Source organism: Vogesella sp., from assembly GCF_046297735.1.
Taxonomy (GTDB): Bacteria; Pseudomonadota; Gammaproteobacteria; order Burkholderiales; family Chromobacteriaceae; genus Vogesella; species Vogesella urethralis.
On sequence record NZ_JBKBHK010000002.1, the window covers coordinates 293,602 to 314,030 of the forward strand.

Consider the following 20,429-nt stretch of genomic DNA (forward strand, 5'->3'; position numbering starts at 1 on the left):
GCATGACTGCACAACAAAAAGCCACGCTGCAAAAGCTGGGCCCCTTCATCGCGCTGCTGGTGGTTTCCGGCGCGCTGGCCATCATGAGCCCCGATTTCCTCACCGTGGGCAACCTGATGAACGTGATGCGCCAGGTGTCGATCAACGCGCTGATTGCCTTCGGCATGACACTGGTCATCCTGCTGGGCGGCATCGACCTGTCGGTCGGTTCCATTCTGGCGCTGTCGTCGGTGTGCATCGCACTGATGATCCAGGGCGGGCTGGACCCGGTGCTGGCCACGCTGCTGGGTATTGGCGCCGGCGCGGCCATGGGCTTTGCCAACGGCTGGATCATCAGCAAGGGCAAGGTGGCGCCGTTTATCGCCACACTGGCGTCGATGACCATCCTGCGCGGCCTGTCGCTGGTGGCGTCGGGCGGCAGCCCGATTACCGGCCTGGACAGCGATTTCTTCCAGATGCTGGGTGGTGGCTACGTGGCCGGCCTGGTGCCGGTACCGGTGGTGTGGATGCTGCTGATGTTTGCCGGCTTCTGGTTCCTGCTGAAGCAGACCGTGTTCGGTCGCCACGTGTACGCCACCGGCGGTAACGAGGAAGCCTCGCGCCTGTCCGGCGTGAAGGTGGATCGCGTCAAGATCTGGGTCTATACCGTGTCCGGTGCCATGTCGGCGATGGCCGGCGTGGTGCTGACCTCGCGCCTGAACTCGGCGCAGCCCACCGCCGGTACCGGCTACGAGCTGGACGCCATTGCGGCGGTGGTGCTGGGCGGCACCAGCCTCACCGGCGGCCGCGGCTGGATCTTCGGCACCCTGATGGGGGCGCTGCTGATCGGCGTACTGAATAACGGCCTCAACCTGCTGGGCGTATCGTCGTTCTACCAGCAAGTGATCAAGGGCGCAGTCATCCTGCTGGCGGTGCTGCTGGACCGCGCAGGCAAGAAGTAAACCGGTCGCCGGCAGGTGGCCGGCGGCGGCAACACGTGTCGTTCAATACAAACAGGGAGTCGCACCATGAATCGCATCATTACCCCGCTGCTGGCCAGCCTGCTGGCTTTCGGTATCGCCGCCTGCTCCAAGCAAGGCCCGGACAGCGCACCGGCCGCCGCCAGCGAGCCGGCTGCTGCCACCAGCACCGCTACCGTCGGCCTGGCGGTGTCCACACTGAACAACCCGTTCTTCGTGTCGCTGCGTAACGGCGCCGAAGCGGAAGCCAAGAAAGAAGGCATCAACCTGATCACCGTGGACGCGCAGGACGACCCGGCCAAGCAACAGGCCAGCGTGGAAGACCTGATCCAGAAGAAAGTGAACGTCATCCTGATCAACCCGACCGACTCCGCCGCGGTGGCCAACGTGGTGAAAGAAGCCACCAGCAAGGGCATCAAGGTGGTATCGCTGGACCGTAGCGTGACCGGTGCCGAGGTTAGCGCCCACATCGCTTCCGACAACGTGGCAGGCGGCAAGATGGCCGGCGAGTTCCTGCTGGAAAAACTGGGTGGCAAGGGCAATATCGTCGAGCTGGAAGGCATTGCCGGTTCCTCTGCCGCGCGCGAACGTGGCCAGGGCTTCCACCAGGTAGTAGACGGCAAGGCCGACGTGAAACTGCTGGCCAAACAGCCGGCCGACTTTGACCGCGCCAAGGGCCTGTCGGTGATGGAAAACATCATCCAGGGCAACAAGGGCATCCAGGGCGTGTTTGCACACAACGACGAAATGGCGCTGGGCGCGGTGAAAGCCATTCAGGCTGCCGGCCTGAAGAACGTGGTGGTGGTGGGTTTTGACGCTACCGCCGACGCCGTGGCTGCCGTGAAAGCCGGCACCCTGGCCGCTACCGTTCAGCAACAGCCGGAGCTGATCGGCCAGTACGGCGTGCAGACCGCCAAGAAGCTGATCGCCGGCCAGCCGGTAGACAAGTTCATTCCGGTACCGCTGAACCTGGTGAAGTAAGCCGCCGGCAAGACGGGCAGGCCGGCGTCCGGACGCGCCAGCCTGCCGCATGCTGTCGGTAAGCGGTGCCCGCTATCGCCCCGCGCCAACTGCGGCCAACCTTACCGGCGGGCGGCGGCAAGCGCCGGCACCGGCCCTGCTACAATCCTCCCTGCCGGCGCTACCTTGCCGGCAGGGAGTTTTCATTCCGGCTGCGGCCACAGGAGAATACCGCATGACTTTCCAGCGCCTGACCATTGACGACGTGGCCCGTATTGCCGGGGTGTCCCGCACCACGGCCAGCATGGTGCTCAATGGCCACGCCGAGCGTTACCGCATTGCCCAGGCCACCGTGGAACGGGTAGAGCAGGTGGCGCGCGAGCTGCATTTCAGCCCGTCGCACTCGGCGCGTTCGCTGCGCAACCGCCGCAGCCAGGCCATCGGTCTGGTCATTCCCGACCTCACCAACGCCAGCCACGCCGCGCTGGCGCAAGCGCTGGAAAACCTGTGCCGCGCGCGCGACCTGCAACTGCTGATGGTGACCAGCGACGAAGACCCGGCCCGCGAAAGCGCCGGCATGACCCAGCTGGTGGCGCGCCAGGTGGACGGCATGCTGGTGGTGCCCTGTAGCAGCGACGTGCGGGCCTACCAGAAATGGACACGGCGCCTGCCGCTGGTGTTTGTCGACCGCCGCCTGGACGACAGCGGCATTCCGTCGGTGGTGACCGACGCCACCGACAGCGTGGTGCAATTGCTAGCGCCCAGGTTGGCCGCAGGGCTGGACGAGCTGGTGTACTTCGGCGGCCAGGCCGCGCTGTCGCCCAGCCGCGACCGGCTGGCCGGCTACCGCCAGGCGCTGGCCGGGGCGGGCTTGGCCGAGCAGCCGGGCTGGGTGTGCGAGCGAGATTTCCTGCGCGAGTCGGGCTTTGCCATGATGCGCGACTGGTACGCGGCCAACGGCCGTTACCCGCAGGCGCTGTTTACCGCCTCCATCACGCTGCTGGAAGGCGTGCTGGCCTTCATGCGCCAGCAGCACGGCCTGCACGGGGCGCCGCGCTGCATGATGACGTTTGACCACCACGCGCTGCTGGACTGCCTGCCGCTGGCCATCGACACCGTGCAGCAGGACAGCACCGCGCTGGCCGAGGCCAGCCTGGCCAAGGTGCTGGCCTTGCTGGAAGGCCAGCCGCTGCCGCAAAGCGACACCCGCATTGCCGCCCGCGTGCAGCACAGCCCGCACGCCGGGGCAGCACTGGCACTGGTGTAGAATGGCGTTTTCCGAATTGCCAGACGCCACCCCCATGAACCACGACCTGCTTGCCGGCCTCAACCCCGAACAACTTTCCGCCGTTACCTGGCCCGCCAAAAGCGCGCTGGTGCTGGCTGGTGCCGGCAGCGGCAAGACCCGGGTGCTGACCACCCGCATCGCCTGGCTGATGCAAACCGGCCAGGCCAACCCGGCCAGCATCCTGGCGGTGACGTTTACCAACAAGGCGGCGCGCGAGATGCAGACACGGTTGGCCGCGATGATGCCGGTGAACGTGCGCAGCATGTGGATCGGCACCTTCCACGGCCTGTGCAACCGCCTGCTGCGCATGCACTACCGCGACGCCGGCCTGCCGCAAACCTTCCAGATTCTGGATAGCGGCGAGCAGCAAAGCGCCATCAAGCGCCTGCTGAAAAGCCTGGACATCTCCGACGAGAAATTCCCGCCCAAGCAGGTGCAGCAGTTCATCAACGGGCAGAAGGAATCCGGCGTGCGCGCCGGCGAACTGAACGCCTACGACCCCTACACCCGCAAGCTGATCGAGCTGTACGCCGCCTACGACGCGCAGTGCAACCGCGAAGGCGTGGTGGATTTTGCCGAGCTGCTGTTGCGCTGTTACGAATTGTTGTCGCGTAACGCCGCACTGTGCGAGCACTACCGCGCGCGCTTCCGCTTTGTGCTGGTGGACGAATTCCAGGATACCAACCGCCTGCAATACGCCTGGCTGAAACTGCTGGCCGGCCCCGACAACGCGCTTTTTGCGGTGGGCGACGACGACCAGTCCATCTACGCCTTCCGTGGCGCCGAAGTGGGCAATATGCGCGCGCTGCTGGCCGACTACGGCGTAGCCGGCCCGGTACGGCTGGAGCAGAACTACCGCTCGGCCGGCACCATTCTGGATGCGGCCAACGCGCTGATCGAACGCAACGACGGCCGGCTGGGCAAGAAGCTGTGGACCGCCGCCGGCCCCGGCGACAAGATCCGCCTGTTCGAGGCCTACTCCGACGGCGAAGAAGCGCAGTTCATCGTGGACGAAGTGAAGGCGTTGCGCCGCGACGGCTGGAACCTGGCCGACATGGCGGTGCTGTACCGCAGCAACGCGCAGTCGCGCATCCTGGAGCAGGTGCTGGTGCAGGCCGGTGTGGCCTACCGCATCTACGGCGGCCTGCGCTTCTTCGAGCGTCAGGAGATCAAGCACGCGCTGGCCTATCTGCGCCTGGTACTGAACCCGGACGACGACAACGCGCTGCTGCGCGTGATCAACGTACCGGCGCGCGGCATCGGCGCCCGCAGCGTGGAAAACCTGCAGACCGCCAGCCGCGAGCAGGGCATCAGCCTGTGGCAGGCCTGCTGCGGTGCGGGCGGCGGCCGTACCGCCGGCAAGCTGGCCGAGTTCGTGCTGCTGATCGAAAAACTGCGCCAGCGCAGCGAACCGCTGAACCTGGCGGAGCAGATCAGCCTGGTGATCGACGACAGCGGCCTGCGCGCCATGTACGAGGCCGACCGCAAGGAAGGCGAAGAACGGCTGGCCAACCTGGACGAACTGATCAACGCCGCCACCGGCTTCATGCCGCAAGAACCGCAGTTGGCCGCGGTGGAGTTTCTTACCCAGGCCAGCCTGGAAGCCGGTGACCATCAGGCCGAGGCCGGTGAAGACGCGCTGCAGCTGATGACGGTGCACGCGGCCAAGGGTCTGGAGTTCGACGCGGTATTCGTTGGCGGCCTGGAAGAAGGCCTGTTCCCGCACGAGAACAGTTTCAACGACCCCAAGGGCCTGGAAGAAGAGCGCCGCCTGATGTACGTGGCCATCACCCGCGCCCGCAAGCGCCTGTACCTCAGCCATGCGCAAAGCCGCATGCTGCACGGGCAGAGCCGCTATCCGATCCGCTCGCGCTTTGTCGATGAAATTCCGGCAGAGCTGCTGCACGCATTATCTGCTACGGTAAAAGCTGCACCGGTATCGACCCGTCAGCGCTGGGATCAGGCCACGCCGGCTTTCGTCAAGCAGCGTGCCGCCGAAGGGCAGGGGCAGTGGCGGGTAGGGCAGTCGCTGACGCACACCAAGTTTGGCGCCGGCGTCATCATTACGGCAGAAGGCAGCGGCGAAGACTTGCGCTTGCTCATCAATTTTGCAGAACACGGCGTCAAGCTGCTGGACTTGCGCTACGCTGCAGACAAGCTGACACCTGCATAAGCCACAACACCAACAATAGTGGGGCCTTCCATGAGTTCGTTGTCCAACCAATCGACTACCTTCAACGCCATCACTGGGGCCAAGGAGGCGACCGGCCGTCGCGACTACAGCAACCCGTTTGCCAAGAAGCAGTACCTGGTGGTGGACTGCGTACCGGAAATGCAGCGTGCGATGTCGATGACGCTGCAGTCCTTCGGTGCCGAGAAGGTGGAGTACGCCGGCAAGGCCAGCGATGCACTGGTCAAGCTGATGCGCTACGACTTCGATGTGGTGCTGTGCGATTACGACCTGGGCAGCGGCAGCGACGGCCTGTACCTGTATGAGGAGGCCAAGGAGCGCAATCTGCTGAAGCAATCGTGCGTGTTCATGATTGTCAGTGGCGAGCGTCGTGCGGCCAAGGTGTTGTCTGCAGCCGAGCTGGCGCCGGATGGCTACCTGCTGAAGCCGTTTACCGGCGAAGAGCTGGCCAAGCGGCTGGAGGTGGCCATGCGCCGCCGCGATGCGTTCAAGGTGGTGGACGAGGCGCTGATGAGCCACGACTACATGGCAGCCATCGACGCCTGCAGCAAGAAGATTGGCGAGCGCAACGAGTTCAGCCTCGACTTCATGAAGCTCAAGGGCAGCCTGAGCATGAAGATCGGCGACTACGACTCGGCGCACAACCTGTACCAACAGGTGCTGAAGATCAAGGAAATTCCGTGGGCCAAGGTGGGCATGGCCAAGTCGATGGCCGGGCTCAAGAAAGTGGAGCCGGCCATCGCGCTATTCCAGCAGGTGATCATCGAAAACGATCGCGTGATGGAGGCTTACGACTGGTTGGCCAAGCTGTATCAGGACAACCACGAGCTGGACAAGGCACAGCAAACGCTGAAGCGCGCCACCGAGCTGTCGCCGGCTACCATTCGTCGTCACCAGGCACTGGCGCAGGTGGCCGAAGAAAACGGCGATCTGGAGCAGGCCAAAAAGGCCTACGCCACCACACTGGACCTGGCCAAGGCCAGCTGGCACCGCAGCCCCGCCCACTATGCCACGCTGGCGCGCACGCAGCTTGCTGGCCAGGACAAGGCCGAAGCGATGAAAACGCTGGCCTCGTTGCGCCGCGACTACAAGCACAACCCGGAAGGCGAGTGGATGGCAGACGTGGTGGATAGCAACATCCAGAACCATAGCGGCAACAAGGCGGCGGCCGAAAAGCTGCTGCGTTCGGCGGAAGAGCGCATGCCGCAGCTGACCAAGCTGAAAGAAGCCGACCGCATGGAGTTTGCCCGCGCCGCCTATGGCCAGGGCCAGCATGAGATCGGCGACAAGGTGGCCCGTGAGCTGGTGCGCAACAACCACGACAACGAAGAGCTGCTGCAAAAGCTCTCCACCATGTTCGACCAGGTTGGCCGCGGCGACGCCGGCCGCGAGCTGATTGCCAGCAATGTGCAGGGCATTGTCGACCTCAACAACCAGGCGGTACGCGAAGCGCAGTCCGGCGATCACGACAAGGCCATTGCACTGTTCCAGAAGGCGCTGCAGGAAATGCCGGACAACGTGCAGCTGATGCTCAACCTGGTCAACGCCATCATCGCGCAGAGCCATCGCCAGGGCTGGCACGAAAGCCACATCCGCCAAGCGCACGAGCTGCTGCAGCGCGTGCGCGAAATGGCACCCACCAACAACAAGTTCCAGAAGCTGCTACAGGCTTGGCGTAGCCTGATCGAACAAAGCCAGAAGCGGGAATTCCTGTTGTGACGCTGGCAACGTGTCGCCGCTGGCTACAGCCCCTGCTGTTTACGGGGCTGTTTTGTTGTTGGCTACTGTTGGGCGTGCTGGGCGTGATGTGGTTGCAGGTAGCCGAGCGCCGCATGGCGCAGCAGGCATTGGACCAGCAGCTACAGCAGCAACTTGCGGTAATGCACCGACAGCTGGATGCCTTGCAATCCAGTACCAGCGAGCTGCTGCAACGTCTTGGGACGGTGCGGCGGCAAGACGCAGCCCAGTTGCAGCCGGCACTGGACAACTATCGCCGTCAGCAACCGCTGCTGAGTCAGCTGGCGCTGCTGACACTCAGTGCGCAGCCGCACACGCAACTGACCGTGTTGACCTTTGCCCCATTCCAACTGGGCGGGCGGCTACTACCTGGCCAGGATCTGGCACGGCAGACGGCGGTAGCGTCTGCCATGCAAGCCTTACAACAAGGCCAGGCCCAGTTGCTGCGTTGGCAGCCTGCCCAGACGGAGCAATGGCTGTGGTTGCTACCCGGCTCTCATGGCATGGTACTTGCCATCTGGCTGCAACCGCAGCAGCTGTTGGCCGCAACGACAACGCAGGGCAGCGTGAGTGTGTCGCTGTGGCAGCCTGAGGGGGGGCGGATGTCTCCGCCGTGGTTGCTGTCGTCGCAGCAGGTCCTGCATAGCGGTGTCTTTCGTTTGCAGATCACGGCTACCCAGCCCTGGTTGCTGGCTGACAGGCTAGGCTGGCGGCTGCTTGTGCTGACCATGTTCATGCTGTTGCTATGGTGGCTGGGCTGCTATGCGTGGCAGCATGGTCGTCGCCTGTTGGCTGCCATAGCCCAGGGGCGCGCCATGCAGCAGCAGTGGCTGGCGCAGGCTGGTGCTCTGGCGCCTGTTTCGGTACATACCGCGTTGGCTACGCTGGAACGGCAGCTGCCAGGGCTGGCGCCGGGCCAGCGCTTGCTGGTGTGGTGGGTGCATGGCAGAGGGGCACGGCGCCGCCAGTTTCATCTGGAAACGGTGATGCTGCGTCTTGAAGGCCAGCTGCTGCGCCAGCCGTTTGGCGGCATGCAGTCATTGCGTTTGCGCCATGGTGGTCTGTTGCTGTCGCTGACGATGGACGAGGCGGAAGTGAGCGAACTGTTGCCGCGGGTGTCGCACTGGCTGAACACGACGCTAGGTGGCCGTGCCGACGAGGCGGCTCTGCTGTGGCTGAGCTTTGACGTCAGTCATGGCGTGCAGACGCTGGAGGTGGCGATGACCGAGCCTGGTCTGCAGGTGCCGGACATGCCCCATTTGCCAGCCATGGTGCGCTGATGCCGGTGCTGCATTTTTGGGCTACAATTGCGGACAACGTCAATCGGGGGAAGATACCGTGTACCAATCCGACTTTACCGCTTTCATGAACGGCTTTCTGGAACAGAACCCGCAAGTCGATACCGAACGTCGCGAGCTGCGTCTGACCTGGTGGGAGCGCAAGCTCGATCTGGAGGACCTGCGCCGCTGGAAAGAATCCCGCGTACCGCAAAAGCCTTACGTATACCAGCCCGAATAAATCACCAGGCACGGCCTGCCGTGCTGTTTCGTGTTGCCAACGCCCGCAAGGGCGTTTGTTTTTTGAGCGTTTTGCATGACCAGACAAACCATGACCATGGGTGCCGACGTTGCTGACTACCTGCTGCGGGTGGGGGTACGCGAACACCCGGTACAGCGCGCACTGCGCGAGTTCACTGCCACCCATCGCCTGGCCAAGATGCAGATTGCGCCGGAGCAGGGGCAGTTCCTCACCTGGCTGGTGGGCTTGACCGGCGCCCGCCGCTATCTGGAAATCGGTACCTTTACAGGCTACAGTGCGCTGACCGTCACCCTGGCCATGGGCGAGCAGGGCAGTACCGTGTGCTGCGACATGAGCACCGAATTCACCACCATCGCGCGCCAGTACTGGGCCGAAGCCGGCGTGGATGGCCGCATCGACCTGTACGTGCAACCGGCAGTGCGCACGCTGGCCATGTTGCTGGCGCAGGGCGAGGCCGGTACTTTCGACCTGGCCTTCATCGACGCCGACAAGAATAACTACCCGGAATACTACGAAACCTGCCTGCAGCTGGTGCGCCCGGGTGGCATCATCGCCATCGACAACATTCTGCTCAATGGCCGTGTGGTAGACCCACAGCCGGATCACCCGCGCAGCGTCCCCATCATGCGCGCCTTCAACGACGCGCTGGTCAACGACCCGCGCGTCAGCTTGTGCATCCTGCCCATGGGTGACGGCATGACCTTGTTGCGCAAGCTGTAAGCCTGCACAGGAACCTGGCTGCTAGCGTACAGTCTGTCTGGCATGTGTTTGTCAGCTGCCGGTGTTACCATCGGCATGTTTATTGAATCAGGATGCTTCCATGTTGCAACGCCGCCCGCGCCGCATGATGAACCAGATGAATGTGGTGCCTTATATCGACGTGATGCTGGTATTGCTGGTGATTTTTATGGTGACCACGCCGATGTTTACGCCCGGCGTCATCGATGTACCCAGCGTCAGCCGCGCCGCCCAAGTGGATACCAAACCACTGGAAATCAGTATCGAGGCCAACGGTGATTATTTTGTCGGTGAAGGCGGCAAGCGCGAGCCTGCGGCCAACCTTGAGTCGCTGATCGGCATGGTGCAGGCAAGGCTGAAGGACAACCGCCCGGTGGTGGTGACGGCCCATCAGGACCTCAAGTACAGCGAAGTGGTGAAGGTGGCCGACAAACTGCACGCGGCGGGTATCCAGCGAGTGGCGCTGACGGTGCGCCAGCAGGGTAGCTGATGGCGGCCGCACGCGAGCCGGGTGCTGCCTCCTGGCTGTTTTCTGCTGCATTGCATCTGTTGGTGCTGCTGTGCCTGTGGTGGTCGGCCGCGCCGCAAAAACTGGACACGCCGCCGCCGCTGGCGGTGGAGCTGTGGGCTGGTGGCGCGCCGCCGGTACCGACGCCCCTGCCTGCAGAACCTGCCCCGCCGCAACCCGTGCCAGTGACGCCTGTACAGCCTCCGGTAGCGAAAGTGGCGCCGCCGCCGCTGGTGCCGGACAATCCGGCTGCAGACGTGAAACTGCAAGCCGTCAAGCCAGACAAGATCAAACCGGAGGCGACGCTCAAACCGCCGCCGCCAAAACCGGAACCGGTCAAGCCGGCGAAGCCGGAAGCCAAACCGGATACCAAGCAGCAGCCGCGCCCTGACACTATGGCCAAGCCGGCCGCTGCGGCCAACCCTGCACCCGCTAGCAAAGCACCGGCCAAACCGGCACCCGGCGTCAAAACTGACGACCTGCTGGCCGAGCTCGACGACCTGCCACCAGGCCCCGGCAGTGGCAAGGTGACGCAGGCCGGCGCCAAGGTAGGCAGCAAGAACGGTGTAGCTAATGGCCAGCTGGATTTGAAACAGCAATACGGCGAAGCAGTGCGCAACCGGGTGCGGCCGTATGTGGTGCTGCCGGACGGCATCAAGGGCAACCCGGAGGCAGTGGTGGAAGTGATCATCCTGCCGACGCTGGAGATCCGTAGCAGCCGTATCCTGCGCAGCAGCGGTTCGCCGGCCTGGGACCAGGCGGTACTGGCGGCGCTGGCCGAAGTGAAGCGCTTCCCGCCGCTGCCCAAAGGTGCCGAGTTTGCCGACTATCGTCGTATTACCCTTCATTTCCGTCCCAAGGAGTAATGCCTTGCAACGACTGATCGCTTTTATCCTGCATGCCTTGCTGCTGGCCATGGTGCTGGTAGCGCCGGCGCGCGCTGACCTGACCGTGGACATCGTTGGTGGCGGCAGCAACCGCTACCCGCTGACCATCTTGCCGTTGCAGAACGAAGAGTGGCTACCGGAGGCGGTGACCCAGACTGTGAAAAGCAACCTGGCGATGACCGGGATGTTTGGGCTACTGGAGGCACCGGCTGGTGTGGCGTTGCCGGCATCGCCGCAGGCGTTTGATACCGCACCGTGGTTGCAAAATGGTAGCCGCGCCGTGCTGTACGGCCGTGTCAGCAAGCTCGATAACGGCATGCTGCGCCTGACGTTCTGGGCTGACACCGTCAACCCGCGCGAACAGAAGCTGGCCGCCGAGTTCGACGTGCATAGCTCGCAGCTGCGCGACGTGGCACACCGTATCGCCGACATGACCTACGAAGCGCTGTTGGGCGGCAAGAGCCTGTTTGCCAGCCGCATCGCCTTCGTGGTGCAAAAAGGGCGTGAGTCGCGTCTGCAAGTGGCCGATGTAGACGGCCGTCGTGCGCAGACGGTACTGCGTTCCGCCGAACCCATCATCTCGCCGGCGTGGAGCCCGGACGGCAGCCGTTTGGCCTATGTATCGTTCGAGAACAAAAAGCCGGTGATCTATATCCAGGACCTGGCCACCGGCCAGCGTCGCCTGCTGGCCAACTTCAAGGGCAGCAACTCGGCACCCGCCTGGAGCCCGGACGGTCGCCGCCTGGCCATCGTGCTGACATTAAGCGGTAACTCGCAGGTTTATATCATCAATGCCGACGGTACTGGCTTGAGTCGTTTTTCCTACAGCGATGCCATCGATACCGAGCCGGTATTCAGCCCGGACGGTCGCCAGATCGCTTTTGTATCCGACCGCAGTGGCGGGCCGCAGATCTATGTACAAGCACTGGATGGCAGCAAGACTGCGCGTCGCATTACCTTTCAGGGCGCCTACAACGTATCGCCGGCTTTTTCACCGGACGGCCGCCAGCTGGCTTACGTCAGCCGTGAGGGTGGACGCTTTAAGGTCATGCTACAAGACCTGGCTAACGGCGATGTACGCATGATCAGCAACAGTGCATTCGATGAGTCGCCCAGCTTTGCCCCCAACGGTAAAATGGTGCTGTATGCCAGTGATGTGGGCGGGCGTAGCGTGCTGTATGCCGCGTCAACCCAGCACCCCGGCCGTGTGCGACTGGGGGTACTGGAAGGCCAGGTACAGGATGCTGCCTGGGGGCCGTTCAACCCCTGAGTTAGCGATAGTTGAACTTTGCTTTTGCACCAAAGTCGATTGAATCTGCAACATCGTGTCAATCCGGCCGTCTGACGGCCTGCCCGCCTAAAGGAGCCTTGCATGAAAGTCGTACCCTTTGCCGTTATCGCCGCTGTACTGTTGAGTGCTTGCGCCAGTACCAACCCGGCCGGTCAAGCGGCCAACACCGCACCGGTAGCCTCCGGCAGCGGCAGCAGTGCCAATACCGGCAGCGCCGGCAATGCTGCGCTGAACCCGGTGCAACCGGTTGCCCAAGTGGACGCCGCAGGTGCTGAAGCTGCTGCGTTTGCCAGCGTCAACGGCAAGAGCGTGTTCTTCGATTTTGACCAGTCGGCCATCAAAGACGAATACAAGGGTGTAGTAGAAGCCCATGCCGCCTACCTGGGCAAATACAAGGGCAATGTGCTGGTGCAGGGGAATACCGACGTACGCGGCAGCCGCGAGTACAACCTGGCGTTGGGTCAGCGTCGTGCCGAGAGTGTGAAACAGGCACTGGAAGTGCTGGGCGTAAAACCGCAACAGGTGGAAGCCGTTAGCCTGGGCATGGAAAAACCGCGTGCCACCGGCAGTAGCGAGGCCGATCACGCTCAGAACCGTCGTGCCGACTTTGTTTACCAGTAAGCGCCAGCCGCTTTAACCGTCACTTGACCCGCATCCGGGAACGCGTCACGCTTCCCGGATATTTCTTTGATAGAAGCCCACGCCATGCGTAACCGACTGTTCCCCCTGTTGTTGCCCGTCATGCTGGGCGCCTGCGCTACTACCACCGATCTGGAGCAGGCGCGGCGCGATCTGGAAAACAAACTGGCCAGCAGCAATCAGCAAGCCAGTGCCCGCCTGTCCGATGTGGAAGCCAAGCTGGCCAACCAGCGCCTGCTGGACCTGGTGAACCAGGTCAATCTACTCAAGGGTGAGATGGCGACGTTGCGTGGCCAGAACGAGGTGTTGCAGCACCAGGTGGCCGAGACGCAAAAGCGGCAGAACGACCTCTATAACGATATGGATCTGCGCCTGGGCAAGGTGGAGCAGCAGCTGCGCGACGCCAGTCAGCCGCAAGCCGACGCACCATTGGCGGAGCAGACTGCGGCCAACCCGGCCGACGCAGCACTGGCGAAGGGGCTGGACGTGCTGCGCGCACGCGACTTTGCCAAGTCGCTGCCGCTGTTGAAAGCAGTGGCCGACAGCTATCCTGGCAGCGAGCAGGCGCAAGAAGCCAGCTACTGGATGGGCGTGGCGCATACTGCCCTCAAACAGTACAGCGCCGCCATCGATATCCAGCGCCGTTTTGCCGAGCAGTACCCGAAACACCCGAAAGCCGCTGAAGCGTTGCGCCTGATGGCTGGCAACCAGCTGCAGCTGGAGCAGAAAGACCAGGCCCGGCTGACCTTGCGCAAGATCATCAAGCAGTACCCCGGCACCCCGGCGGCGCAGCGTGCGCAGCAGCAATTAGCCACACTGTAAACCGCCTGTCGCCAGCCAAGGCCGCCTTTAGGGCTAATGCCAGTCAGTTAACGCTGACTGGCGTTTTTTTTTGATTAGGGATTTGTTGTGTTGAAGTAGGCTAGTGTGTCCGCTATGCGGACGATGATTAAATGCCGGTTCCGCCCGGCAGACGGGAAAGGGGGCGGATTGCCGCCCCCTTTTCTATCGCTGAGCGAATCAAAGATTCGCACGCAGACCCCGCAACCCGGGGCTGCTCGAAACCCCGTTCAAAATGGCACGCCCCAGGCGCCGCCGAACTCGCCCCTCGCTAACGGCTCGGGGCTCAAACAAATCGGCGTCTTAAAACCTGGGGCGCACCATTTTGACCGGCTCGCGCCAACGGGATGGGGCGCTTTACTCACGCTCTCCTACTTGAAGGCGAAGCATATTCGCTTAACTGACTGGCATTAGCCTTTAGGGCGGCTTTTTCTTGCCCGGAAGATGCTTCCGGGGAAGGAAAATCGCGGCGGCAAGCCCTTGCCAAATCAGGTAAAATTCCGCTTTTCCCCCTTCTTGACGGAATCCGCCTCCATGATCGAAGTTGGCATCGTGATGGGTAGCAACAGCGACTGGGAAGTCATGCAGAACGCCGCACGCGTACTGAAAGACTTCGGTGTTGCCTTTGAAACCCGCGTCGTCTCCGCCCACCGTACCCCCGACCTGCTGTTCCAGTACGCCGATACCGCCGAAGCGCGTGGCCTGAAGGCCATCATCGCCGGCGCCGGTGGCGCCGCCCACTTGCCGGGCATGCTGGCAGCCAAAACCCACATCCCGGTACTGGGTGTGCCGGTACCGTCCAAGTACCTGCGTGGTGAAGACTCGCTGCTGTCCATCGTGCAGATGCCGAAGGGCATTCCGGTGGCCACCTTCGCCATCGGCGAAGCCGGTGCCGCTAACGCCGCGCTGTACGCCGTGGCCATGCTGGCCAACAGCCAGCCGGAGTTGGCCGCCAAACTGAAAGCCTTCCGCAAACAGCAGGAAGAAACCGTGCTGGCCATGACCCTGCCGGAGGTGCAGTAATGCCCGCCATCCTGCCACCGGCCATGCTGGGCATCCTCGGCGGTGGCCAGCTGGGCCGCATGTTCGTGACCGCTGCCAAGCGTATGGGCTACCGCGTGACGGTACTGGACCCGGATGCGAATGCACCGGCTGCCGACTTTGCCGACGTGCACCTGTGTGCCGCTTTTGACGACGCCGAGGCGCTGGCTACGCTGGCGCGCAGCTGTGCCGCCGTCACCACCGAGTTCGAAAACGTCAACGCCGACGCCATGCGTCTGCTGGCCAAGACTACCCGCGTGTCGCCGTCCGGCGACTGCGTGGCCATTGCCCAGGACCGCATCGCCGAGAAAAGCTGGATCAACAAGGCCGGCCTGCCGACGGCGCCGTATCTGGCCATCGAAAGCGTGGAAGACATCCAGGTCGACCTGGCGCCCTACCTGCCGGGCATCCTCAAGACCGCGCGTCTGGGCTACGACGGCAAGGGCCAGGTCCGCGTGAAAACCGCCGACGAAGCCCGCGCCGCTTACGCCAATCTGGGCGGCCAGGCCTGTGTGCTGGAAAAGATGCTGGACCTGAAGCTGGAAGTGTCCGCCATCGTCACCCGCACCAGCCCGGCGCAAGTGGCGGTGTTCCCGGTAGCGGAGAACATCCACAAGAACGGCATTCTGGACGAGTCTATCGTACCGGCGCGCATTGCGCCCGAGTTGGCCGCACGCGCCCAGCAATACGCCAAGCAGCTGGCCGAGGCACTGGATTACGTCGGCGTACTGGCAGTGGAATTCTTTGTACTGGGCGACGACAGCCTGGTGGTAAACGAAATCGCACCGCGCCCGCACAACTCCGGCCACTACACCATCGACGCTTGCGTCACCGACCAGTACCAGCAACAAGTGCGCGCCATGTGCGGCCTGCTGCCGGGCAATACCGGCCTGTTGTCACCGGTGGTGATGGTGAACCTGCTGGGCGACGTGTGGCAGGAAGACGGTGGCGAGCCCAACTGGGCGGTGCTGATGGAAGCCCCCAATGCCCACCTGCACCTGTACGGTAAAAAGCAGGCGCGCGTTGGCCGCAAGATGGGCCACTACTGCGTGCTGGCGGCCAGCGTTGACGACGCGCTGGAACAGGCCCGTGCACTGAAAGATACGCTGTAAGCATTCAGGCGACGCCCACAAGGCGTCGCTTTTTGTTTTGTGAAGGAAGTTTCATGACCCAACTGACCAGCCTGAAAAAAATCTACTCGGGTAAAGTACGCGACCTGTACGAAATCGACGACCAGCGCATGCTGATGGTGGCCAGCGACCGCCTGTCCGCCTTCGACGTGATCCTGGACGACCCGATTCCGGGCAAGGGCCAGATCCTCACCGCCATCTCCAACTTCTGGTTCGATACGCTGAAAGACGTGGTGCCGAACCACCTCACCGGCGACAAAGTGGAAGACGTGGTGGCTGCGGCCGAGCTGCCGCTGGTAGCCGGCCGTGCCGTGGTGGCCAAGCGCCTGAAACCGGTGATGATCGAAGCCGTGGTGCGCGGCTATCTGGCCGGCTCCGGCTGGAAGGAATACCAGAAGTCCGGCACCGTGTGCGGCATCGAGCTGCCGGCCGGCCTGCAGGAATCCAGCAAGCTGCCGCAGCCGATCTTCACCCCGTCCACCAAGGCGGCAGTGGGCGACCACGACGAGAACATCACCTATGCCCAGTGCGAAGCCATTGTTGGCGCCGAGCTGGCCGCCAAGGTTCGTGACACCGCCATCCTGCTGTACAAGACCGCTGCCGAGTTCGCGGCCAAGCGCGGCATCATCATTTGCGATACCAAGTTCGAGTTCGGTCTGGACGCCGACGGTACGCTGGTGCTGATGGACGAAGCGCTGACTCCGGATTCCAGCCGCTTCTGGCCCGCCGACAGCTACGCCGAAGGCAGTACCCCGCCGTCGTTCGACAAGCAGTTCGTGCGCGACTGGCTGGAGGCTTCCGGCTGGAACAAGCAGCCGCCGGCGCCGCAAGTGCCGCTGGACGTGCGCGAGAAAACCGCCGCCAAGTACCGCGAAGCGCTCGAACGCCTGACCGCCTGAGCCTCCCGCCAAGGTTGGCCGTCAGGTTAACCGTAGCCTTCGCTGCACCCGCTGCCCGCTTGCCGGACGGCGGGTGTTTTGCCATGCCGAGCTGCCTGTTTGCTGCTAGCGCCGATCAGGTTCCGGCACGGTAAATTTGCTGCTGCCATGCAGCACTGGTGGCATACTTGCCGTCTTTAAGCATTATCGATATCGATGGAGCTCTGCCCATGCCCAGCCAGCCTTCCCTGAGTACCGCCCGTCTGCAATTGCTGCCGCCCGAAGCGCCGTGGGCACGTGCGGTACGCGATTACCAGCTGCGCAATCGTGCTCATCTGGCACCGTGGGAACCTACTCGTGGCGACATGTACTTTACCGAACTGTTCTGGGGTATGCGGCTGCGTGAGCACATCGACGAGTACCGCAATGGTCGTGGTGCGCTGTTCTTGGTGATGCACGACAAGCAGCCAGGGCAGGTAATCGGTACCGTTCACCTCAGCAATATCGTGCGTGGCGCCTTCCAGGCCTGTTGCCTGGGTTACAGCATCGATCACGCGTATGAAGGGCAGGGCATGATGAGCGAGGCACTGCAGGCGGTGATCGGCTACGCGTTTGGCGAGCTGGCCTTGCACCGCATCCAGGCCAACTATCAGCCAGAGAATGTCCGCAGTGCGCATGTGCTGCATAAGTTGGGCTTCGAGGTGGAAGGTCAGGCCAAGGATTACCTGTTCCTCAACGGCGCCTGGCGTGACCACGTGCTGACTTCGTTACGCAACCCCGGCTACGATACTACCCGCATGCGTAGCTAAGGCCCTGTTACCCAAAGGGTTGGCGCCAGCCGGGCTTACGCTATGATGGCGCCAATCCATCTTGCGAGGCATCCTGATGACGCTAGACCCTGTCGTGCTGTTCTTCATCCTGGGCTTGTTGGCCGCCCTGGCTAAGTCCGATCTCAAACTACCGCCGGCGTTGTACGAAACCTTGTCGGTGTTCCTGTTGATTGCCATCGGCCTGAAGGGCGGTGTAGCGCTATCCAAGCTGGGTGGCGCTGCCGTGCTATGGCAGGTGGCGGTGGTGATTGTACTGGGGGCAGTATTGACCTTGCTGGCTTTTGCCATGCTGCGGCTCAAGCTGAACCGTGTCGATGCGGCGGCGACTGCAGCGCACTACGGCTCGGTCAGTGTGGTGACTTTTGCGGTGGCGACCGCCTACCTGGCGCGGCAGGGCGTAGAAGCCGAGCCGCAGCTGACGGTATTTCTGGCAGTGATGGAAATGCCGGCGCTGGTAGTGGGGGTGTTGTTGGCACGGCTGGGCGGCGAGCGCCGCGTCAATTGGGCGCGGTTGGGGCACGAAGTGTTTCTGGGCAAGAGCATGGTGCTGCTGATGGGTGGCCTGCTGATCGGCTGGCTGGCCGGTGCCGACGGTATCCAGAGCTTGTCTCCGCTATATGTTGACCTGTTCAAGCCGGTGTTGTCGCTGTTTTTGCTGGAAATGGGTCTGGTCACTGCTGGCAAGCTGTCTGGCCTGCGTAAAAGCGGCATGTTTCTGGTGGGCATGGCATTGCTGATGCCGCTGCTGTTTGCCGGTATTGGCCTGGGCGTGGCCATGCTGATGGGGCTGTCTGTGGGCGGCGCCATGTTGCTGGCCTCGCTGTGTGCATCGGCGTCCTATATTGCTGCACCCGCTGCCATGCGTATTGCCGTCCCCGAGGCCAATCCTGCCATTTCGCTGGCGGCCAGCCTGGGGGTGACCTTCCCGTTCAACTTGTTGCTGGGCATTCCGCTCTACCTGTGGCTGGCGCAGCTGGCCTACGCCTGAAAGGACCATCATGCCGTTTCATAATAAAAAACTGCTGACCATCGTCACCGAGTCGGTGCTGGAAGAGCGCCTGGTGCGCGATATCCAGCGTCTGGGCGCGCACGGCTATACCGTAGTGGACGCGCGCGGCGGTGGCGCTCATGGCGTGCAGGGCGGGGCGTGGAGTTTCGACCGCAATATCCGCATCGATGTGGTATGCGATGCACAGGTGGCCCAAGCCATTGCCCAGCGTTGTGAACAGAGCTACCTGCCGGATTATGGCCTGATACTCTATGTGTCGGATGTCGGTGTACTGCGCGCCGACAAGTTCTGATCCCACTCAAGGACCGACCATGACGGTAAGCCAGGCTTTCACTCTCGCTGCCAGCGACGACGCCACCCTTCACGGCCTGTGCTGGCTGCCGACAGGGGTGCCGCGAGCCGTAGTCGTGATTAGCCACGGCATGAGCGAGTACGGTGGTCGTTACCAGGCGCTGGCCGGGCACTTGGTGGCGGCCGGCTATGCCGTGTACGCGCACGACCACCGTGGTCACGGCCGCTATGCGGTCATCCCGGGCTGGTTTGCCGCCCACGGCGGCTGGCAGCAGGTGGTGGATGACCTGCGCGCGGTAGTGGATTACGCGCGTACCCGTCACGAGCGCCCGGTGGTTTTGTTCGGTCACAGCATGGGCAGTTTCATTGCCCGTGCTTTCATGCTGCGCCATGGTCAGCGTCTGGCCGGCTTGGTGCTGTCGGCAACGGGTTACCGACAGCGTTATCTGGCGTGGCTGATGCGCGGCGTGGCCAGGTTGGCCGCCAGGCTAGGGGGCGCCGATCGGCCCAACCCGTTCATGACAGCACTGGTGTTTGGCAGCTTCAACCTGGGTTTCTTGCCGGCGCGCACCCGGCTGGACTGGCTCAGCCGCGACCCGGCACAGGTCGACGCCTACATTGCCGACCCGCTATGCGGCCAACATCCGACCCCCCAGCTGTGGATAGATTTGTTTGGCGGCATCATCGATATGGAAAAAGGCGAGGCTGACGGCCGCGCCCTGCCCAAGGCGTGCCCTGTTTGGTTGCAGGCCGGCAGCCGGGACCCGGTCAGCCTGGGAAAATTCGGGCTGGGGCAGCTGGCCAAGCGCTATCGCGCCGCCGGCTTGCAGGATGTGACGGTTACGGTCTACCCGGGTGGTCGCCACGAGATGCACAACGAAACCAACCGTGCCCAAGTGGAGGCCGACCTGCTGGCCTGGCTCAACCGTATCAGCGCCTGAACGGCAGCCTGCTGCCGCCGGCATGACAAAGCCCCGCGCCAAGACGCGGGGCTTTGCATTTGCGGGTAGCGATCAGGCCTTGGGCAGTACCTGCTGAACGCTGCCGTCCAGTGCCATCAGGTAGGTTTCTACCGCCAGCTGCGGGTACTTGGCCAGAATCTGCTTGCGTAGCGCCATCAGCGTTTCGGCGTGTACCTGGGTTTCTTTCTCGGGCAGCTTGCCGAAATCTTCACCCAGTACCACCTTGTAGGCGCCGCAGTCGCGGTGATCCAGAATCATCACCTTGTGGATGTGGTGCAGGCTGATCGCCACGTCCAGGTGTTCCCAGAACGCCTGGTTCCAGGCCGGAAACTTGCTGGTGATGGCGCCCAGCGAGGCACCGGCCAGCACGATGTGGTCGTACTTGTTTTTCATGCCGCGGCCGGCCATGAACGCTTCGGTCTCGTAGACCAGCCGGTAGTCCATGCACGACAACAACAGCGCGTCGGTACCGCCGGCAGCGTAAGCCGTGGCGGGCAGGAAGCTGCCCAGCAGCGCGGCGCTACCGCCTAGCGTGGCCAACTGTACAAAACGACGACGCCCGAGCTGGGTGGTGGCGAGTTCAATTTGATGGCTTTGGCACATGTGGCACTCCCTGATTTTATGGAAATATGCACTTATTCTAGGTGATTCTGCGCCAGCCGCGCGGTGTGCATTTGTCAGAGCACAGTGCGCGCATTGACAGCTTACTAA

At 63.0% G+C, this 20,429-nt stretch carries 21 protein-coding genes; 20 read left to right on the forward strand and 1 reads right to left on the reverse strand.

Features of this window, described 5'->3' with window-relative positions; all coding sequences use genetic code 11:
- Nucleotides 1-2 precede the first annotated feature (2 nt).
- The 20 genes from ACK4FZ_RS04045 to ACK4FZ_RS04140 all read left to right on the forward strand — a co-directional run bounded on the left by ACK4FZ_RS04045 (nt 3) and on the right by ACK4FZ_RS04140 (nt 19,697).
- The gene (locus tag ACK4FZ_RS04045; RefSeq protein ID WP_144372280.1) at nt 3-941 is read left to right on the forward strand and encodes an ABC transporter permease; all 939 of its coding nucleotides are present in this window, start codon (nt 3-5) and stop codon (nt 939-941) included.
- Nucleotides 942-1,007: 66 nt separating this feature from the next.
- A complete protein-coding gene (gene rbsB, locus ACK4FZ_RS04050; protein ID WP_144372281.1) occupies nt 1,008-1,940 on the forward strand; it encodes a ribose ABC transporter substrate-binding protein RbsB in 933 nt (310 codons plus the stop codon).
- A gap of 214 nt (nt 1,941-2,154) precedes the next feature.
- On the forward strand, nt 2,155-3,186 hold the full coding sequence (locus ACK4FZ_RS04055) for a LacI family DNA-binding transcriptional regulator (RefSeq protein ID WP_409818368.1): 1,032 nt from the start codon (nt 2,155-2,157) through the stop codon (nt 3,184-3,186).
- A 1-nt stretch (nt 3,187) separates the two neighbouring features.
- Nucleotides 3,188-5,380 carry a UvrD-helicase domain-containing protein gene (locus ACK4FZ_RS04060; protein ID WP_409818369.1) on the forward strand — a complete coding sequence of 731 codons (2,193 nt, stop codon included), beginning with the start codon at nt 3,188-3,190 and terminating at the stop codon, nt 5,378-5,380.
- A 177-nt stretch (nt 5,381-5,557) separates the two neighbouring features.
- Entirely contained in the window at nt 5,558-7,117 is a 1,560-nt protein-coding gene (locus ACK4FZ_RS04065) for a tetratricopeptide repeat protein (protein ID WP_409818444.1), read from the forward strand.
- A gap of 86 nt (nt 7,118-7,203) precedes the next feature.
- Nucleotides 7,204-8,415, forward strand: coding sequence for a hypothetical protein (locus tag ACK4FZ_RS04070; protein ID WP_409818370.1), 1,212 nt, complete (start codon nt 7,204-7,206; stop codon nt 8,413-8,415).
- A gap of 58 nt (nt 8,416-8,473) precedes the next feature.
- Nucleotides 8,474-8,653, forward strand: coding sequence for a DUF3460 family protein (locus tag ACK4FZ_RS04075; protein ID WP_409818371.1), 180 nt, complete (start codon nt 8,474-8,476; stop codon nt 8,651-8,653).
- A gap of 75 nt (nt 8,654-8,728) precedes the next feature.
- A complete protein-coding gene (locus ACK4FZ_RS04080; protein WP_409818372.1) occupies nt 8,729-9,394 on the forward strand; it encodes a class I SAM-dependent methyltransferase in 666 nt (221 codons plus the stop codon).
- A gap of 100 nt (nt 9,395-9,494) precedes the next feature.
- Complete coding sequence (locus ACK4FZ_RS04085) at nt 9,495-9,902, forward strand: biopolymer transporter ExbD (RefSeq protein WP_409818373.1); 408 nt, start codon at nt 9,495-9,497, stop codon at nt 9,900-9,902.
- Nucleotides 9,902-10,786 carry an energy transducer TonB gene (locus tag ACK4FZ_RS04090; protein ID WP_409818374.1) on the forward strand — a complete coding sequence of 295 codons (885 nt, stop codon included), beginning with the start codon at nt 9,902-9,904 and terminating at the stop codon, nt 10,784-10,786. The genes ACK4FZ_RS04085 and ACK4FZ_RS04090 overlap by 1 nt, the downstream gene beginning before the upstream one ends.
- Nucleotides 10,787-10,790: 4 nt before the next feature.
- Complete coding sequence (gene tolB / locus ACK4FZ_RS04095) at nt 10,791-12,077, forward strand: Tol-Pal system beta propeller repeat protein TolB (protein WP_409818375.1); 1,287 nt, start codon at nt 10,791-10,793, stop codon at nt 12,075-12,077.
- Between the two features lie 102 nt (nt 12,078-12,179).
- On the forward strand, nt 12,180-12,719 hold the full coding sequence (locus tag ACK4FZ_RS04100) for an OmpA family protein (RefSeq protein ID WP_409818376.1): 540 nt from the start codon (nt 12,180-12,182) through the stop codon (nt 12,717-12,719).
- A gap of 84 nt (nt 12,720-12,803) precedes the next feature.
- On the forward strand, nt 12,804-13,559 hold the full coding sequence (locus ACK4FZ_RS04105; RefSeq protein ID WP_409818377.1) for a YbgF trimerization domain-containing protein: 756 nt from the start codon (nt 12,804-12,806) through the stop codon (nt 13,557-13,559).
- Nucleotides 13,560-14,111: 552 nt separating this feature from the next.
- Nucleotides 14,112-14,600 (forward strand): 5-(carboxyamino)imidazole ribonucleotide mutase, encoded by a 489-nt coding sequence (gene purE / locus ACK4FZ_RS04110; protein ID WP_144372292.1) that lies wholly within the window; start codon nt 14,112-14,114, stop codon nt 14,598-14,600.
- Nucleotides 14,600-15,730, forward strand: coding sequence for a 5-(carboxyamino)imidazole ribonucleotide synthase (locus ACK4FZ_RS04115; RefSeq protein WP_409818378.1), 1,131 nt, complete (start codon nt 14,600-14,602; stop codon nt 15,728-15,730). The genes purE and ACK4FZ_RS04115 overlap by 1 nt, the downstream gene beginning before the upstream one ends.
- Nucleotides 15,731-15,783: 53 nt before the next feature.
- On the forward strand, nt 15,784-16,647 hold the full coding sequence (locus tag ACK4FZ_RS04120; RefSeq protein ID WP_409818379.1) for a phosphoribosylaminoimidazolesuccinocarboxamide synthase: 864 nt from the start codon (nt 15,784-15,786) through the stop codon (nt 16,645-16,647).
- A 209-nt stretch (nt 16,648-16,856) separates the two neighbouring features.
- Nucleotides 16,857-17,435, forward strand: coding sequence for a GNAT family N-acetyltransferase (locus tag ACK4FZ_RS04125; RefSeq protein ID WP_409818380.1), 579 nt, complete (start codon nt 16,857-16,859; stop codon nt 17,433-17,435).
- Between the two features lie 76 nt (nt 17,436-17,511).
- On the forward strand, nt 17,512-18,444 hold the full coding sequence (locus ACK4FZ_RS04130; RefSeq protein WP_409818381.1) for a sodium-dependent bicarbonate transport family permease: 933 nt from the start codon (nt 17,512-17,514) through the stop codon (nt 18,442-18,444).
- 10 nt (nt 18,445-18,454) lie between these two features.
- A complete protein-coding gene (locus tag ACK4FZ_RS04135; protein ID WP_409818382.1) occupies nt 18,455-18,757 on the forward strand; it encodes a P-II family nitrogen regulator in 303 nt (100 codons plus the stop codon).
- Between the two features lie 19 nt (nt 18,758-18,776).
- Entirely contained in the window at nt 18,777-19,697 is a 921-nt protein-coding gene (locus ACK4FZ_RS04140) for a lysophospholipase (RefSeq protein ID WP_409818383.1), read from the forward strand.
- Nucleotides 19,698-19,769: 72 nt separating this feature from the next.
- On the opposite strand, the gene ACK4FZ_RS04145 is transcribed toward ACK4FZ_RS04140, so the two are convergent.
- Complete coding sequence (locus tag ACK4FZ_RS04145; RefSeq protein WP_409818384.1) at nt 19,770-20,321, reverse strand: carbonic anhydrase; 552 nt, start codon at nt 20,319-20,321, stop codon at nt 19,770-19,772.
- Between the last annotated feature and the right edge of the window lie 108 nt (nt 20,322-20,429).

Bases quoted from the DNA above. Each gene is read 5' to 3' on its own strand.
- purE (WP_144372292.1), top strand. From the start codon at position 14,112: ATGATCGAAGTTGGCATCGTGATGGGTAGCAACAGCGACTGGGAAGTC.
- ACK4FZ_RS04125 (WP_409818380.1), top strand. From the start codon at position 16,857: ATGCCCAGCCAGCCTTCCCTGAGTACCGCCCGTCTGCAATTGCTGCCG.
- ACK4FZ_RS04105 (WP_409818377.1), top strand. From the start codon at position 12,804: ATGCGTAACCGACTGTTCCCCCTGTTGTTGCCCGTCATGCTGGGCGCC.
- ACK4FZ_RS04090 (WP_409818374.1), top strand. From the start codon at position 9,902: ATGGCGGCCGCACGCGAGCCGGGTGCTGCCTCCTGGCTGTTTTCTGCT.
- ACK4FZ_RS04085 (WP_409818373.1), top strand. From the start codon at position 9,495: ATGTTGCAACGCCGCCCGCGCCGCATGATGAACCAGATGAATGTGGTG.
- ACK4FZ_RS04065 (WP_409818444.1), top strand. From the start codon at position 5,558: ATGACGCTGCAGTCCTTCGGTGCCGAGAAGGTGGAGTACGCCGGCAAG.
- ACK4FZ_RS04045 (WP_144372280.1), top strand. From the start codon at position 3: ATGACTGCACAACAAAAAGCCACGCTGCAAAAGCTGGGCCCCTTCATC.
- ACK4FZ_RS04130 (WP_409818381.1), top strand. From the start codon at position 17,512: ATGACGCTAGACCCTGTCGTGCTGTTCTTCATCCTGGGCTTGTTGGCC.
- ACK4FZ_RS04055 (WP_409818368.1), top strand. From the start codon at position 2,155: ATGACTTTCCAGCGCCTGACCATTGACGACGTGGCCCGTATTGCCGGG.
- ACK4FZ_RS04140 (WP_409818383.1), top strand. From the start codon at position 18,777: ATGACGGTAAGCCAGGCTTTCACTCTCGCTGCCAGCGACGACGCCACC.
- ACK4FZ_RS04135 (WP_409818382.1), top strand. From the start codon at position 18,455: ATGCCGTTTCATAATAAAAAACTGCTGACCATCGTCACCGAGTCGGTG.
- ACK4FZ_RS04060 (WP_409818369.1), top strand. From the start codon at position 3,188: ATGGCGTTTTCCGAATTGCCAGACGCCACCCCCATGAACCACGACCTG.
- ACK4FZ_RS04070 (WP_409818370.1), top strand. From the start codon at position 7,204: ATGTGGTTGCAGGTAGCCGAGCGCCGCATGGCGCAGCAGGCATTGGAC.
- ACK4FZ_RS04100 (WP_409818376.1), top strand. From the start codon at position 12,180: ATGAAAGTCGTACCCTTTGCCGTTATCGCCGCTGTACTGTTGAGTGCT.
- rbsB (WP_144372281.1), top strand. From the start codon at position 1,008: ATGAATCGCATCATTACCCCGCTGCTGGCCAGCCTGCTGGCTTTCGGT.
- ACK4FZ_RS04080 (WP_409818372.1), top strand. From the start codon at position 8,729: ATGACCAGACAAACCATGACCATGGGTGCCGACGTTGCTGACTACCTG.
- ACK4FZ_RS04115 (WP_409818378.1), top strand. From the start codon at position 14,600: ATGCCCGCCATCCTGCCACCGGCCATGCTGGGCATCCTCGGCGGTGGC.
- ACK4FZ_RS04120 (WP_409818379.1), top strand. From the start codon at position 15,784: ATGACCCAACTGACCAGCCTGAAAAAAATCTACTCGGGTAAAGTACGC.
- ACK4FZ_RS04145 (WP_409818384.1), bottom strand. From the start codon at position 20,321: ATGTGCCAAAGCCATCAAATTGAACTCGCCACCACCCAGCTCGGGCGT.